Source organism: Streptomyces sp. NPDC048600, assembly GCF_055587025.1.
In genome coordinates this window covers 1-13,410 of record NZ_JBVJGZ010000060.1, presented here as the reverse complement: position 1 = coordinate 13,410, position 13,410 = coordinate 1, and the positions used below count along the sequence as shown (strand labels likewise).

10 protein-coding genes and 2 pseudogenes are annotated in these 13,410 nt (G+C 70.5%); 4 read left to right on the top strand and 8 right to left on the bottom strand.

The window, feature by feature from the left end; translation table 11 throughout:
* Positions 1-139: 139 nt before the first annotated feature.
* Complete coding sequence (locus tag ACZ6SQ_RS38035; protein ID WP_469570580.1) at positions 140-478, bottom strand: hypothetical protein; 339 nt, start codon at positions 476-478, stop codon at positions 140-142.
* Positions 479-758: 280 nt separating this feature from the next.
* Between ACZ6SQ_RS38035 and ACZ6SQ_RS38030 the strand changes: the two genes are divergently transcribed.
* The 3 genes from ACZ6SQ_RS38030 to ACZ6SQ_RS38020 are packed head-to-tail and all read left to right on the top strand — an operon-like array spanning position 759 to position 3,730.
* A complete protein-coding gene (locus ACZ6SQ_RS38030; RefSeq protein ID WP_469570577.1) occupies positions 759-1,769 on the top strand; it encodes a helix-turn-helix transcriptional regulator in 1,011 nt (336 codons plus the stop codon).
* Positions 1,770-2,750, top strand: coding sequence for a helix-turn-helix transcriptional regulator (locus ACZ6SQ_RS38025; RefSeq protein WP_469570574.1), 981 nt, complete (start codon positions 1,770-1,772; stop codon positions 2,748-2,750). It abuts the gene before it with no gap.
* Positions 2,747-3,730: a helix-turn-helix transcriptional regulator gene (locus ACZ6SQ_RS38020; RefSeq protein WP_469570570.1), complete on the top strand. Its 984-nt coding sequence runs from the start codon at positions 2,747-2,749 to the stop codon at positions 3,728-3,730. Before ACZ6SQ_RS38025 ends, ACZ6SQ_RS38020 begins: the two co-directional genes overlap by 4 nt.
* On the opposite strand, the pseudogene ACZ6SQ_RS38015 reads toward ACZ6SQ_RS38020, so the two are convergent.
* From ACZ6SQ_RS38015 to ACZ6SQ_RS37985, 7 genes and pseudogenes are all read right to left on the bottom strand, one after another.
* Positions 3,693-4,732: pseudogene (locus ACZ6SQ_RS38015) on the bottom strand (helix-turn-helix transcriptional regulator). The gene ACZ6SQ_RS38020 and the pseudogene ACZ6SQ_RS38015 sit on opposite strands and share 38 nt — an antisense overlap.
* An 829-nt stretch (positions 4,733-5,561) precedes the next feature.
* Positions 5,562-6,668 carry a sugar ABC transporter substrate-binding protein gene (locus tag ACZ6SQ_RS38010; RefSeq protein WP_469570568.1) on the bottom strand — a complete coding sequence of 369 codons (1,107 nt, stop codon included), beginning with the start codon at positions 6,666-6,668 and terminating at the stop codon, positions 5,562-5,564.
* Positions 6,669-6,985: 317 nt separating this feature from the next.
* On the bottom strand, positions 6,986-7,438 hold the full coding sequence (locus ACZ6SQ_RS38005; RefSeq protein WP_469570582.1) for a heat shock protein transcriptional repressor HspR: 453 nt from the start codon (positions 7,436-7,438) through the stop codon (positions 6,986-6,988).
* A 5-nt stretch (positions 7,439-7,443) separates the two neighbouring features.
* Complete coding sequence (gene dnaJ, locus ACZ6SQ_RS38000; RefSeq protein ID WP_469570567.1) at positions 7,444-8,622, bottom strand: molecular chaperone DnaJ; 1,179 nt, start codon at positions 8,620-8,622, stop codon at positions 7,444-7,446.
* Between the two features lie 33 nt (positions 8,623-8,655).
* Positions 8,656-9,312, bottom strand: coding sequence for a nucleotide exchange factor GrpE (gene grpE / locus ACZ6SQ_RS37995; protein WP_386386214.1), 657 nt, complete (start codon positions 9,310-9,312; stop codon positions 8,656-8,658).
* Complete coding sequence (gene dnaK / locus ACZ6SQ_RS37990; RefSeq protein WP_386386216.1) at positions 9,309-11,147, bottom strand: molecular chaperone DnaK; 1,839 nt, start codon at positions 11,145-11,147, stop codon at positions 9,309-9,311. Before dnaK ends, grpE begins: the two co-directional genes overlap by 4 nt.
* Positions 11,148-11,241: 94 nt before the next feature.
* Positions 11,242-12,264 (bottom strand): MraY family glycosyltransferase, encoded by a 1,023-nt coding sequence (locus tag ACZ6SQ_RS37985; RefSeq protein ID WP_469570563.1) that lies wholly within the window; start codon positions 12,262-12,264, stop codon positions 11,242-11,244.
* A 268-nt stretch (positions 12,265-12,532) separates the two neighbouring features.
* Between ACZ6SQ_RS37985 and ACZ6SQ_RS37980 the strand changes: the two are divergent.
* Positions 12,533-13,410 (top strand): annotated as a pseudogene (locus tag ACZ6SQ_RS37980) (Fe-S oxidoreductase); the annotation flags it as partial.

Here is a 13,410-nt window from a genome sequence, read left to right as displayed (position 1 = left end):
CCCCCCCCCCCCCCCCCCCCCCCCCCCCCCCCCCCCCCCCCCCCCCCCCCCCCCCCCCCCCCCCCCCCCCCCCCCCCCCCCCCCCCCCCCGCTGCGGGGGGAAGCACCTGAGGCGATCTGTTACGACGGGGGAATCGCGTCAGGCACTGCGGGGGGTGGCCGAGATGGTTCGTGGTTCGGGGGCGGAGTCGGGGTCCGCCAGTCGGTGGTCCCGCTGGTCCAGGTTCACAAAGATCATTCCGTAGCGGATGGCACACCGCACAGGCTGCGGCGCCCCTCGGGGACGACGCAGGCACCGGTACGCCCGTACGTCGCCGTCCTCGTCCCGGGTGACGACCACCGGCTCTCCGAAGACGGTCACCATCAGGGAGTCACCGTTGTGGGGGAGAGCGGTGACCAGGTCGATGAAGTGCCAGCCGGAGCGGTAGGCGGTCGCCATCTCGCGGCGGAAGGAGCGGTCGTCCGGTGGGTTGGTCATGGCGATCAGTTCCAGGAAGTGTCATCGGCGGCGTCGCCGCCGGCCGGTGCCACGACCAGACCGTCGCCCGCCACCCGGACGTCACTCGACTTGCCGACCAGGTCGCTCGCGATCCCCAGAGCCACAACGGCGGAAAGAGCAGCGGCAAGTACCGAGCGAAGCATTCTCTTACGCATAGTCGGCTTCGTCCTCACTCGATTGTCTCCTCTTCCCCCGTCGGATAAGACGATGGCTCATTCAGGCACGTCATGGCCACACAATCGGTGCATCATGTTCCTGCATGTTCAGGACCCTGGGGGGTGGAGAATTGGGGACACAAGGTACACAAGCGGCACATCCCCACGCCATAACCGAACTTTGTGACGAAGGCAGCCGTCTTTACGCCACCGCGCTCCGCTCGGGCCGCGTCGCGCGGACGGAGGTGGAAGTCGCCCCCTGCCTCATGGAGTTCGCACTCCTGCACCCCGATCCCGACGACGTGAACTGGCTGCGCCCGGTTCCGCCGTCCGTCGCACTGGCACAGCATCTCCACCCCCTGGAGCGGGAGATCACCGAGCGCAGACGGCAGTCCGTCCAGCTCGCCGACTCCTTCGAGCAGTTCCTCGCCCTCGGCCTCCAGGACACCGCCCTCCCCCACTCCATGACCGTGCTGGAGGGCCGCGACCGCATCAACGCCGCCCTCAACCTCGCCACCTCGGAGTGCCACACCGAGGTGCTCGCCGTGCAGCCCGGCGGCCGGCGCCTGGAGAGCAACCTCATGAAGGGCCTGGAGCGCGACCGCCCCCTGCTCGATCGCGGGGTACGGCTGCGCACGCTCTACCAGCACACCGCGCGGCACAGCCCGGAGACACTGGCGTACGTCGAGCAGATCGCCGACGGCAAGGTCGAGGTCCGCACCATCGACGAACTGGTGGAGCGGCTCATCATCTGCGACGAGACCGTGGCCTTCATCCCCATCCGGGAGGACCGCCAGGTCGCCCTGGAGCTGCGCCACCCCGGACTGGTCCGCTATCTGATCAAGGTCTTCGAGTTCATGTGGACCCGGGCGGTCCCGCTCAAGGTCGGCACCCCCTACGAGACCGACCCCGACGGCATCACCGACATCCAGTACTCCATCGCCAAACTCCTGGTGGAGGGCCATGTCGACGAGGCCATCGCCCGCCGTCTCGGCATGAACGTCCGCACCTGCCGCGCGCACATCGCCAAGCTGGCCACCGCACTCGGCAGCGGAAGCCGCGCCCAACTCGGCTTTCTCATAGCGCAGTCGGGAATCCTGGAACGGGATCACTGAATGCCCGTCGAGGGTCACCCACACCGCGCGGACGAACTGTGTGAGCCCGGCCGGGAGCTCTACGCCCGCGCCCTGCGGGACGGCGCGGTGACCGGCCCGGACGCCGCGGCCGCGCCCTGTCTGCTCGACCAGGGCCTGCTGCGGCCCGGCGTCACCGACCCCGGGCGGCTGGAACCCGTTCCCCCGGCCCTCGCCCTGCACCGCGCGCTGCAAACGTCCGCGCGAGCAATCGCCGGGCTGCGCCGGCGCGAGGCGCGGCTGGCCGAGACCTTCGCACCACTGCTGCGGACCGGCGGCCACGGCGGCACCTCCCCGTCCGGGGTCACCCTGCTCAGCGGCATGACCCGGATCAACCAGGCCATCACCCGGGCGATGGCCGGGGCGACCCGGGAGATGCTGTGCGTCCAGCCGCACGCGCCCCACATGTCCCCCCAGCACCGGCGCATCGCCCTCGAACGTGACCAGGCCTGCCTGGACCGCGGAGCCCGCATCCGCACGCTCTACCAGCACACGCAGCGCCACATACCGCCCATCGTCGCCCGCTACGAGCAACTGCGCGGCGACACCGAGGCCCGCACCCTGGACGAGATCACCGAACGCCTGATCATCGTCGACCGCGCCGTCGCCTTCCTCCCCGCCAGCAGCGACCGCACCCAGGCCCTGGAGGTCCGCGCCCCCGCCGTCGTCGGATACCTGGCGACCACCTTCGAGCGACTGTGGCGGCTGGCCACCCCCATGTACCCCGAGGCCGTCCGGCAGCCCACCCTGAACGGCATCACGCCCCGTCAGCGGGCCATCGCCGCCCTGCTGGTGGAAGGGCACACCGACGCCGTCGTCGCGAACCGGCTCGGCATGAACGTCCGCACCGCCCGCATCCACATCGCCAAGCTCGCCGCCACCCTCGGCAGCGACAGCCGGGCGCAACTCGGTTACCTCATCGCCGGATCCGGCATCCTCGACCAGGAGGGAGCACACGCGTGACCCCACATCCCCACCACGGGGTGGACGAACTGTGCCCCGCCGGGACCCGGTTGTACGAGCGGGCCCTGCGCGACGGGCATCTGCACACCGCGGAGGCGCGGCCCGCGCCCTGTCTCGTCGACCACGGGCTGCTCCAGCCGGACGTCACGGACCCCGACCGGCTGGAACCGGTCGCGCCGGCCCTCGCCCTGCACCGGCTGCTGCACACCTCCGCCGAGGCCGTGGCGGAGCAGCGCCGGCGGGAGGCACGGCTGGCCGAGATGTTCGAGCCCCTCATGCGGCTGGACGGGCGGGCGACCGTGCCGGAGGAACTGCCCGCGATCACCGTGCTCAGCGGGACCGAGCGGATCAACCGGGCGATCACCGAGGCGATGACCGAGGCGGCCGGCGAGGTGCTGTGCGTGCAGCCGAACAGCAACTACAGCAGCACCCGGGGCGAGCGGGCGCAGGCCGTGGCGCTGGAGCGGGACCAGGCGCTGCTGGACCGCGGGCTGCGCATCCGCACGCTCTACCAGCACACCCAGCGGCACATGCCGCTCGTCGCCGCCCGCTACGAGCAGCTGCGCGGCGAGGCCGAGGCCCGCACGCTGGACGAGATCACGGACCGGCTGATCATCGTCGACCGCGCGGTGGCCTTCATGCCCGGCGACAAGGACGGCAGTCTGGCCCTCGAGGTGCGCGTCCCGGCGCTGGTGGACTATCTGGCGACCGCCTTCGACCGGCTGTGGCGCCTGGCCACCCCGATGTACCCGCAGGCCGTCCAGCAGCCCACCCTGGACGGGATCACCCCGCGCCAGCGCGCGATCGCCGCGCTGCTCGTGGAGGGGCACACCGACGCCGTCATCGCCGACCGGCTCGGCATGAACATCCGTACCGCGCGCGTCCACATCGCGAAGCTCGCCGCCACCCTCGGCAGTGACAGCCGGGCGCAGCTCGGCTATCTCATCGCACGCTCGGCGATCCTGGATCGGGAAGCGTGACTCCGGCCGGGGAGGGGTCGGGGGCCGGTCCGTCGAGCCCGGCCCGGGCGATACGGACGCCCAGCTGGGCCCGGCTGGCCGCGCCCAGGGTCTCCGACAGACGGGCGATGTGGGCGCGGCAGGTGCGCACGCTGATGCCGAGGCGCTCGGCGATGACCGCGTCCTGGTGGCCCTCGGCGAGCAGGGCGGCGATGGACTGCTCACGGTGCGAGAGCCCTCGATGCCGGGCTCCGGGATCGCCTCGGTGAGCGGCACGGCCGTGCGCCACAGCCGCTCGAAGACCGTCACCAGGTAGGCGACCAGGCCCGGGTGACGCAGTTCCAGGGCCACCGTGCGCTCGGGGTTGGCGGGGATGAAGGCGACCGTGCGGTCGAAGAGGATGAGGCGGTCGACGACCTCGTCCAGGGTGCGGGCCTCCACGGCGTCGCCCATCAGTTCCAGGTAGTGCAGCAGGCCCTGGCCGTGCCGGGCGACGTGGTTGTACAGGTCGCGCATGCGCACGCCCCGGGCGCGCAGGGCCAGGGCCCGGTGCAGGCCCTCGGTCAGTTCGTGCTCGCGCCGGATGCCGCCGGGCTGCACGGTGAGCACCTCCGCGGTGCAGGCGTCGGTGGCCTCGTCCAGGGCCGCCTGGATGCGGGCCGGGCCGTCCAGTACGCGGATCGCGGTGCCCTCGCCTACGGCAGGCCGCGGTTCGCCCATGCCGAGCCCGGCGTAGCGCTCGACGGCGGCGACCGCTTCGCCCACGCGGCGCTGGCTGGCGCTGACCTCGTCGTGGACGCCGCGCAGGAGCCGTGTCATGACCTCCTGGGGCGCGGTCGGCACCAGCCAGTCCATGTCGTCGGGGTCGGGGTGCAGCAGGGCGAGGTCGAGGAGGCAGGTGACGTCGTCGGCGTCGGAGCGGGGGACTCTGCCGCGGCGCACGGCGCGGGAGTAGACGCGGTCCGCGGCGGCGCACAGCCGGTCGGCACCGTGCGGGTGCTCCTCCGTCCCGTGCCCGGCCATCGCCTGTCCCACCCCCGACTCCCGCGTCTCGCAGCGCAACTATGCGCGGCGCGGGCTGGCTCCCGCAACACGGCTCCCCCTGGGGTGACCACCGGAAACCACCCCTTCGCCGTGCTTCGTCCCACCCCCATGAACCCCCACACGCAACAAGCTGCACGCAGGGCTGCCACCGGGGTGTGGTTCTGGTACGGGAGGTCCACGACCGACTCGCGCAGTTCCCCGCGCCCTCTGAGGACCTGCCTGGCCGGCGCCCGATCCCGAGTGTGGGTCATCCGTGGCTTTTCGCGCAGTTCCCCGCGCCCCTAAGACCTCTGCCTGGCCGGCGCACGATCCCGAGTCCGGGTGACCCGTGGCCACTCGCGCAGTTCCCCGCGCCCCCTGAGGACCTGCCTGGACGACGCGCGATTCCAGGTGCGGGTCATCCGTGGCTGCTCGCGCAGTTCCCCGCGCCCCCTGAGGACCTGCCTGGACGACGCGCGATTCCAGGTGCGGGTCATCCGTGGTTGCTCGCGCCGTTCCCCGCGCCCCCAAAGACCCTGCCTGGCTGGCCTGGGTTCCGGGTGATTCGTGGTTGCTCGCGCAGTTCCCCGCGCCCCTAAAGACCCTGCCTGTGCGGGTGGTCTGTGGTTGCTCGCGCCGTTCCTCGCGCCCCTTGAGGGCGATGCCGGCACCGCCCTTTCTGGGGGCGCGGGGAACTGCGCGATCGGCCACATGCGGCCCGCAGACACATCGCAGACAAGCCACCCACCGTCCCCAGGGGCACGCGGCCCGCAGGGGCGTCTCGCGCACGGCCCGCCGGGAGGGAACCCGCGCCCCACCCCCGGAGGGGCTACGTGAGGCCGATCGCCTCGCAGTCGTCCTTGTACTCGGCCGTGCAGATGTCGGAGATCTTGTAGATGCCGTCGGCGATCACCGTCTCCGCGATGTTCTCGCGGGTGAGCGCGACCACGCCGACCAGCTGGGCCGGGACCTTCTCCTGGGTCGGGCTGACGACCTTGTCACGGGTGAGCGCGTCGAACTGGATGTCACGCCCCTGGACCCGCGCGACCGCCATCTCCGCGGCGGCCTCGGCCTCGGCCGGGTAGGACTTGTACACGCTCATGAACTGCTCGCCGGAGACGATGCGCTGCACGGCGTCCAGCTCGGCGTCCTGCCCGGTGATGGGCGGCAGCTCGGTGACGCCCGCGGCCTCCAGCGCCTTGATGATGCCGCCGGCCATGGCGTCGTTCGCCGAGTAGACGGCGGCGATGTTGCCCGCGCCGACCGCGTTGATCGCCTCGGTCATGTTGGCCTGGGCGTTCTTCGGGTCCCAGTCCTTGGTGTCGTAGGACCTGGCGATCGTCACCTTGCCGCTCAGCTCCGACGTGGCGCCGTTCTTGAACTGCTTGGCGTTCGGGTCGGTGGGCGAGCCGTTCATCATGACGATCTTGTCCGAGGAGTCGACCCGCGGCCCCATCGCGTCCAGCAGGGTGCGCCCCTGCACCTCGCCGACGAGCTCGTTGTCGAAGGAGATGTACGCGTCGATCGGGCCCTCGGCCAGACGGTCGTAGGCGATGACCGGGATGCCGGCGTCCTTGGCGCGCTGCACGGCGCCCGCTATCGCGTGCGAGTCGACGGCGTCGAGCAGGATGACGTCGACACTGTCGGCGATCATCTTCTCGAGCTGGCTCTCCTGCTTGTCCGCGTTCTGCTCGGCGTTCGCGTAGACCACGTCGCCCTTGTCGTTGGTGAGCGCAGCGACCTTGGCCTTGATGATCGGATAGTCGAACTTCTCGTACCGGGAGTTGACCTTCTCCGGCAGCAGCAGGCCCACCTTGATGTCGTTGCCCCTGGTGGGGCTCGCCTCGTCGCCGCCCCCGGTCGCGTCGAGAACGCCGCAGCCGGCGAGCGAGAGGGTCAGCGCGGACGCGACCGCGGTCATGGCGATACGACGCATTCAGGGGCTCACTTCGGTGTGTTACGGACATGGGCGCGACACCACGCCCAGGTGACTGAAAAGACAACGCGTCGCCACACTCAGCGTCAAGAGTTATCACTTAACGAGATGGCAACATCACCTTCCGTTCAGTATGTGAAGACACAGCGAAATCCCTGCACAAGCGATCGCTTTCTACGCGCGTCATGATCACAAACGGTCTTCAGTTTTCCGCCACACACGACGATCACCGCGGCGGCGACCGGAGCGGGGCACACACGGCAGGGCCCGGAGGTTCGAAAAGAACCTCCGGGCCCCTGCCGTGCACAGCCTTCGGATCAGTCCCCCGGCTGCTGGCGCTTCGGCCGCCACACCACCAGCGCGCTGGTCTGCTGCACCTCCTGGTACGGCACCAGATCGCGCCGGTACGAGGCGTGCACCGCGGCCTCGCGCTGGCGCATGGCCGCGGCGGCCCCGTCGAGCGCCGCCTCCATCTCCGCGACCCGGGACTGCAGGGCCGCGACCTGGTTCTCCAGTTCGATGATGCGCTTGATGCCGGCCAGGTTGATGCCCTCGTCCTGCGACAGCTGCTGCACCTGACGGAGCAGTTCGATGTCACGGGCCGAGTAGCGACGGCCGCGCCCGGCCGTGCGGTCGGGCGAGACCAGGCCGAGGCGGTCGTACTGGCGCAGTGTCTGCGGGTGCAGGCCGGAGAGCTGGGCCGCCACCGAGATGACGTAGACCGGGGTCTCCTCGGTCAGTTCATAGGGGTTGCGTCGACGGCCGTCCATCTGGCTCATGCTCCCTTCGCGGCCTCGAACAGGTCCGCCCGCGGGTCCTCGTCCGCGGTCGCCTCGCGATACGCCTCCAGTGCGTCACGAGCCTTCCCCGACAGCTCCGCCGGGACACTCACCTCGACGGTGATCAGCAGATCCCCGCGGGTGCCGTCCTTGCGGACCGCGCCCTTGCCGCGGGCGCGCATCGTGCGGCCGTTGGGCGTACCGGCGGGCAGCTTCAGGGTGACGGCCGGGCCGCCCAGCGTGGGCACCCGCACCTCACCGCCGAGCGCGGCCTCCGCGAAGGTCACCGGCACGGTCACGGTCAGGTTGTCTTCCCTGCGGCCGAACACCGGGTGCTCGCCCACGTGCACGACGACATAGAGGTCACCGGCCGGACCGCCGCGCTCACCGGGCGCGCCCTTGCCTCGCAGCCTGATCCGCTGCCCGTCGGAGACCCCGGCGGGAATGCGGACCTGCATGGTGCGCGAGGACTTGGCCCGGCCGCTGCCCTTGCAGACGTCGCAGGGGTTCTCCGCGATCAGGCCGCGGCCCTTGCAGTCCGGGCAGGGGTCGGTGAGCGAGAAGCCGCCGCCGGAGCCACGGGCGACCTGCCCGGTGCCGACGCAGGTCGGGCACACCCTGGGCGTGCCGTTCTTGTCGCCGGTGCCGGAGCAGGCCTTGCACGGGGCCTGGGAGGACATCCGCAGCGGGACGGTCGCGCCCTCGATGGCCTCGGTGAAGCTCAGCGTGACCTCGGACTCGATGTCCTGGCCGCGCTTGGGCTGCGTCCGGGTGCCGGTGCCGGGGGCACCGCCCCGGTTGAACAGGCCCCCGAGCACATCGCCGAAGCCTCCGCCGAAGCCGCCCTGCTGCGCACCGCCGCCGCCTCCGAAGAGGTCGCCGAGGTCGAAGTTGAACGAGCCGCCGCCCGCGCCCGGCCCCGGGCGGAATCCGCCGTTGCCGAACAGCGCGCGGGCCTCGTCGTACTCCTTGCGCTTCTTGGGGTCGCCGAGGACGTCGTTCGCCTCGGAGATCTCCTTGAAGCGCTCCTCGGCCTTGGCGTTGCCCTTGTTGGCGTCCGGGTGGAACTCGCGGGCGAGCTTCCGGTACGCCTTCTTGATCTCGGCCTCGGTGGCGTCCTTGGGGACGCCGAGAACCTTGTAGTAGTCCTTCTCGATGAAGTCCTTGGTGCTCATCCTCGACGTCCCTCCTTCCGTCCGGTCTCTACGTCAGCCCTCCTCAGGGCCGTTGTCCTTGTCGTCGCCCGCCGCGCTCTCGTCGGCCTCGGACTTGACGCCCTGCGCGCCCGGCTGCGGCTCGGCGACGGCCACCCGCGCGGGGCGGATGGTGCGCTCGCCGATGCGATACCCCGGCTGGAGGATCGCGATGCAGGTCGTCTCGGTGATGTCCGGGGCGTAGGAGTGCATCAGGGCCTCGTGGATCGTCGGGTCGAAGGGCTCGCCCTCCTTGCCGAACTGCTGGAGGCCCATCTTGGCGGCGACGGTCTCCAGCGACTCACCGACGGACTTGAAGCCGCCGACGAACTCGCCGTGGTCCCGCGCGCGCCCGATGTCGTCGAGCACGGGCAGGAGCTCGGTCAGGAGGTTCGCGATCGCGATCTCCTTGACCGTGATCCGGTCACGCTCGACCCGGCGGCGGTAGTTCTGGTACTCGGCCTGGAGGCGCTGGAGGTCGCCCGTGCGCTCGTTGAGCGCGGTGCGGACCTGGTCCAGCTGGGCCACCAGACCCGCGTCGGTGCTTGAGTCCCCGGCCGGGGCCGCCCCCTCCGCGTTCGCGGGGGAGTCGGCCTTCGGCTCGGCGTCGTCGGAGGTGGCGCCGGAGGGGACGTCGGGCTTCTCCTCGAAGCCCGGGGTCTCCTCCGTCACGCGGCACCGTCCTTGCGGTCCTCGTCGACGATCTCGGCGTCGACGACGTCGTCGTCGGCCTTCGGGGTCTCGGCACCGGCGCCACCGGCGGCCTGCGCGGCCTGGGCGTCGGCGTACATCGCCTGGCCGACCTTCTGGGAGACCGCGGCGACCTTCTCGGTGGCCGTGCGGATCTCGGCGGTGTCCTCGCCCTTGAGCGCGGTCTTCAGCTCCTCGACGGCGGCCTCGACCTCGGTCTTGACCTCGCCGGGGACCTTGTCCTCGTTGTCCTTGAGGAACTTCTCCGTCTGGTAGACGAGCTGCTCGCCCTGGTTGCGGGTCTCGGCGGCCTCGCGACGGCGGTGGTCCTCGTCCGCGTACTGCTCGGCCTCCTGGCGCATCCGGTCGACCTCGTCCTTCGGCAGCGAGGAGCCGCCGGTGACGGTCATCTTCTGCTCCTTGCCCGTGCCCAGGTCCTTCGCGGTCACGTGCATGATGCCGTTGGCGTCGATGTCGAAGGAGACCTCGATCTGCGGGACACCGCGCGGGGCCGGCGGCAGACCGGTCAGCTCGAACATCCCGAGCTTCTTGTTGTACGCCGCGATCTCGCGCTCGCCCTGGTAGACCTGGATCTGCACGGACGGCTGGTTGTCCTCGGCCGTCGTGAAGATCTCGGACCGCTTGGTCGGGATCGTGGTGTTGCGCTCGATGAGCTTGGTCATGATGCCGCCCTTGGTCTCGATACCGAGGGACAGCGGGGTCACGTCGAGGAGCAGGACGTCCTTGACCTCACCCTTGAGGACACCGGCCTGGAGCGAGGCGCCGATGGCGACGACCTCGTCCGGGTTCACGCCCTTGTTGGCGTCCTTGCCGCCGGTCAGCTCCTTGACGAGCTCGGCGACGGCGGGCATGCGGGTGGAGCCGCCGACGAGGACGACGTGGTCGATCTCGCTGAGGGAGATGCCGGCGTCCTTGATGACGTTGTGGAACGGCGTCTTGCAGCGCTCCAGCAGGTCCGCGGTCAGCTGCTGGAACTGGGCGCGGGTGAGCTTCTCGTCGAGGTGCAGGGGACCCTCGGCGGAGGCGGTGATGTAGGGCAGGTTGATCGAGGTCTCCGTGGAGGAGGACAGCTCGATCTTGGCCTTCTCGGCGGCCTCGCGGAGGCGCTGGAGGGCCATCTTGTCCTTGGCGAGGTCCACGCCGTGACCGGACTTGAACTGCTGGACCAGGTAGTCGACGACACGCTGGTCCCAGTCGTCACCACCGAGGTGGTTGTCACCGTTGGTCGCCTTCACCTCGACGACGCCGTCGCCGATCTCCAGCAGCGAGACGTCGAAGGTGCCGCCACCGAGGTCGAAGACCAGGATGATCTGCTCGTCCTTGTCGAGGCCGTACGCCAGCGCGGCGGCGGTCGGCTCGTTGACGATGCGCAGGACGTTGAGGCCCGCGATCTCACCGGCCTCCTTGGTCGCCTGACGCTCGGAGTCGTTGAAGTAGGCCGGGACGGTGATGACCGCGTCGGTCACCTTCTCGCCCAGGTAGGCCTCGGCGTCGCGCTTCAGCTTCTGCAGGATGAACGCGGACATCTGCTGCGGGTTGAAGGGCTTCCCGTCCAGCTCGATCTTCCAGTCGGTGCCCATGTGGCGCTTCACCGAGCGGATGGTGCGGTCCACGTTGGTGACCGCCTGCCGCTTGGCGACCTCGCCGACGAGCACCTCGCCGTTCTTCGCGAAGGCGACGACGGACGGCGTGGTCCTGGCGCCCTCTGCGTTGGTGATGACGGTGGGCTCGCCGCCTTCAAGAACGCTGACGACGGAGTTAGTCGTGCCCAGGTCGATGCCGACCGCACGTGCCATGGTTGATTCCTCCAGCTGACTTGAGTGGAACGGACTCAAGTGTGCATGACGGCCCCGTATCGGTCAACAGACATGAGTCATGGAGACTCAACTCTTATCCGTTCCTTACACGCAAGGGGCCTGTGACCTGCGACGATACCCTTGAGGTACGCCGCACAACCGGTCGAAGAAGCAGCGCGAGCACGGCCCCCGCAGCCCCGCCCGCCACCCAGAGCACGGCTGTCGCGCCGAGGATTCCGGTGTGCACGAGTACCCCGACGAGCACCCCCGAGGCGGCCGCCGCCCCGAGGGCCGCCGTCACCCCGCGCGGGGCGAGCCCGAGCCGCCGCAGCCGGTGGGCGAGATGGTCGGGGCCGCCGCGCAGGAGCGGACGCCCGGCCAGCCGCCGCGAGAACAGCACCAGCACCACGTCCGCCACGGCCACCGCGCTCAGCGCGAACAGCACACCCGCGGAGCCGGCCGGATCACGCCCCGCGCGGGTCAGCACGGCCCCGCCCGCGAGCAGGAACCCGGTGAACAGGGAGCCGCAGGCGCCGAGCGCGATCCGCGCGGGACGCCGGCCCTGCATGAGGAACCCGGCCAGCGCCGCCGCCAGGACGCTCAGCAGCACCGCGAGCCCGTCCATCATCTCCACCGCCGCGCACACCCCGACCCCGAGCGCGGTGACCACCCCGACCGTCCCGGCCAGCCCGTCGGCATGGTCCAGGGCCCGGAAGGCCGCCGCCACCACCGTGATCCACAGCACCGCGAGCACTCCACCGACCAGGCCGGTCTCCTCGTACGGCACCACGCACACGGCCGCCACCGCCGTACCGGCGAGCACGAAGCGGGAGCGCAGCCGCCGGAGGTCGGTGGCGAGACCCAGCAGGGCGACCCCCGCCGCCGCCGCGAGCAGCGCACCGGGTCCGGGGCCCAGCCGGGCCACGCCGGTCGACTCCCCCGTCACGGCCACCGCGACGGTCGCGAGCAGGGCGGCCACTCCGCCGAGCAGCGGCACGGGCCTGCCGCGGCGGCGGCGTTCGACCAGGCCGGAGCGGAGCGCGGGGGCGCGCAGCAGGCCCGCGAGCAGGGCGGTGAGGAACAGAGCCGCGGTGGCCGCGGCGATCCCGTAGAGCACGGGACCAATTTAGGGGAGTGTCATGATTTGGTATGAATGGCGCAGCAGGTCGGCGCGCCGCGCACGCGTGGGGGCGTGAGAGGCTCCCCGGCGCGCGAGGCCAGCTCAGGGGCGGTGTGCGAGTGATCACTGAGGGCTGCCTCAGCGACGCAGATCACCGAGCGCCTGGCTACAGTGCGCCTGAGGATGCGGGTAGTCTCAGACGGACTGCATAAGTTACCGCTTAGTAATCTCATCGAAGAACCCCTCGCAGGTTCGAGGAGTCCCCATGCAACTCGCCGCGATCATCGTGTCGCTGGTCCTCATGGCCGTCGGCTCCGCGCTGTTCGGCCGGGCCGTCCTGCAGATCGTCCGCTTCATGATGCTCGGCCAGCGCTTGCCCGCCGGGTCCCGGACCAACGACCCGGTGCAGCGCACCGTCACGGTGGTCAAGGAGTTCCTCGGCCATACGCGGATGAACCGCTGGGGCATCGTGGGCTTCGCGCACTGGTTCGTGGCGATCGGCTTCTACACGCTTCTGCTGACCATCGTGAACGCCACCGGTCAGCTCTTCCAGGCCGACTGGCTGCTGCCTGTCATCGGCGACTGGCCCCCGTACAACGTCTTCGTCGAGTTCATCGGCACGATGACCGTGCTCGGCATCCTGGTGCTCATCGCCGTCCGGCAGCTGTCGCGCCCCGACCGGCCGGGCCGCAAGTCCCGCTTCGCGGGCTCCAACACCGGCCAGGCGTACTTCGTCGAGACCGTCATCCTCATCGTCGGCGTCTGCATCTTCATGCTGCACGCCCTCGAGGGCGCGATGCACCACGTCGACAGCTACGAGGCGTCCTTCTTCATCTCGTACCCGGTCGTCTCGGCGCTGGAGGGCCTGGACCTCTCCACGCTCCAGAACCTCACCTACTTCTTCGCCGGTCTGAAGATCGCGACGTCCTTCATCTGGATGATCACGGTCTCCCTCAAGACCGACATGGGTGTGGCGTGGCACCGGTTCCTGGGCTTCCCGAACATCTGGTTCAAGCGCAACGCCGACGGCGGCACGTCGCTGGGCGGGCTGCTGCCGATGACGTCGGGCGGGAAGGCGATCGATTTCGCCGATCCGGGTGAGGACGACGTGTTCGGTGTCTCGCAGGTCGAGCAGTTCTCCTG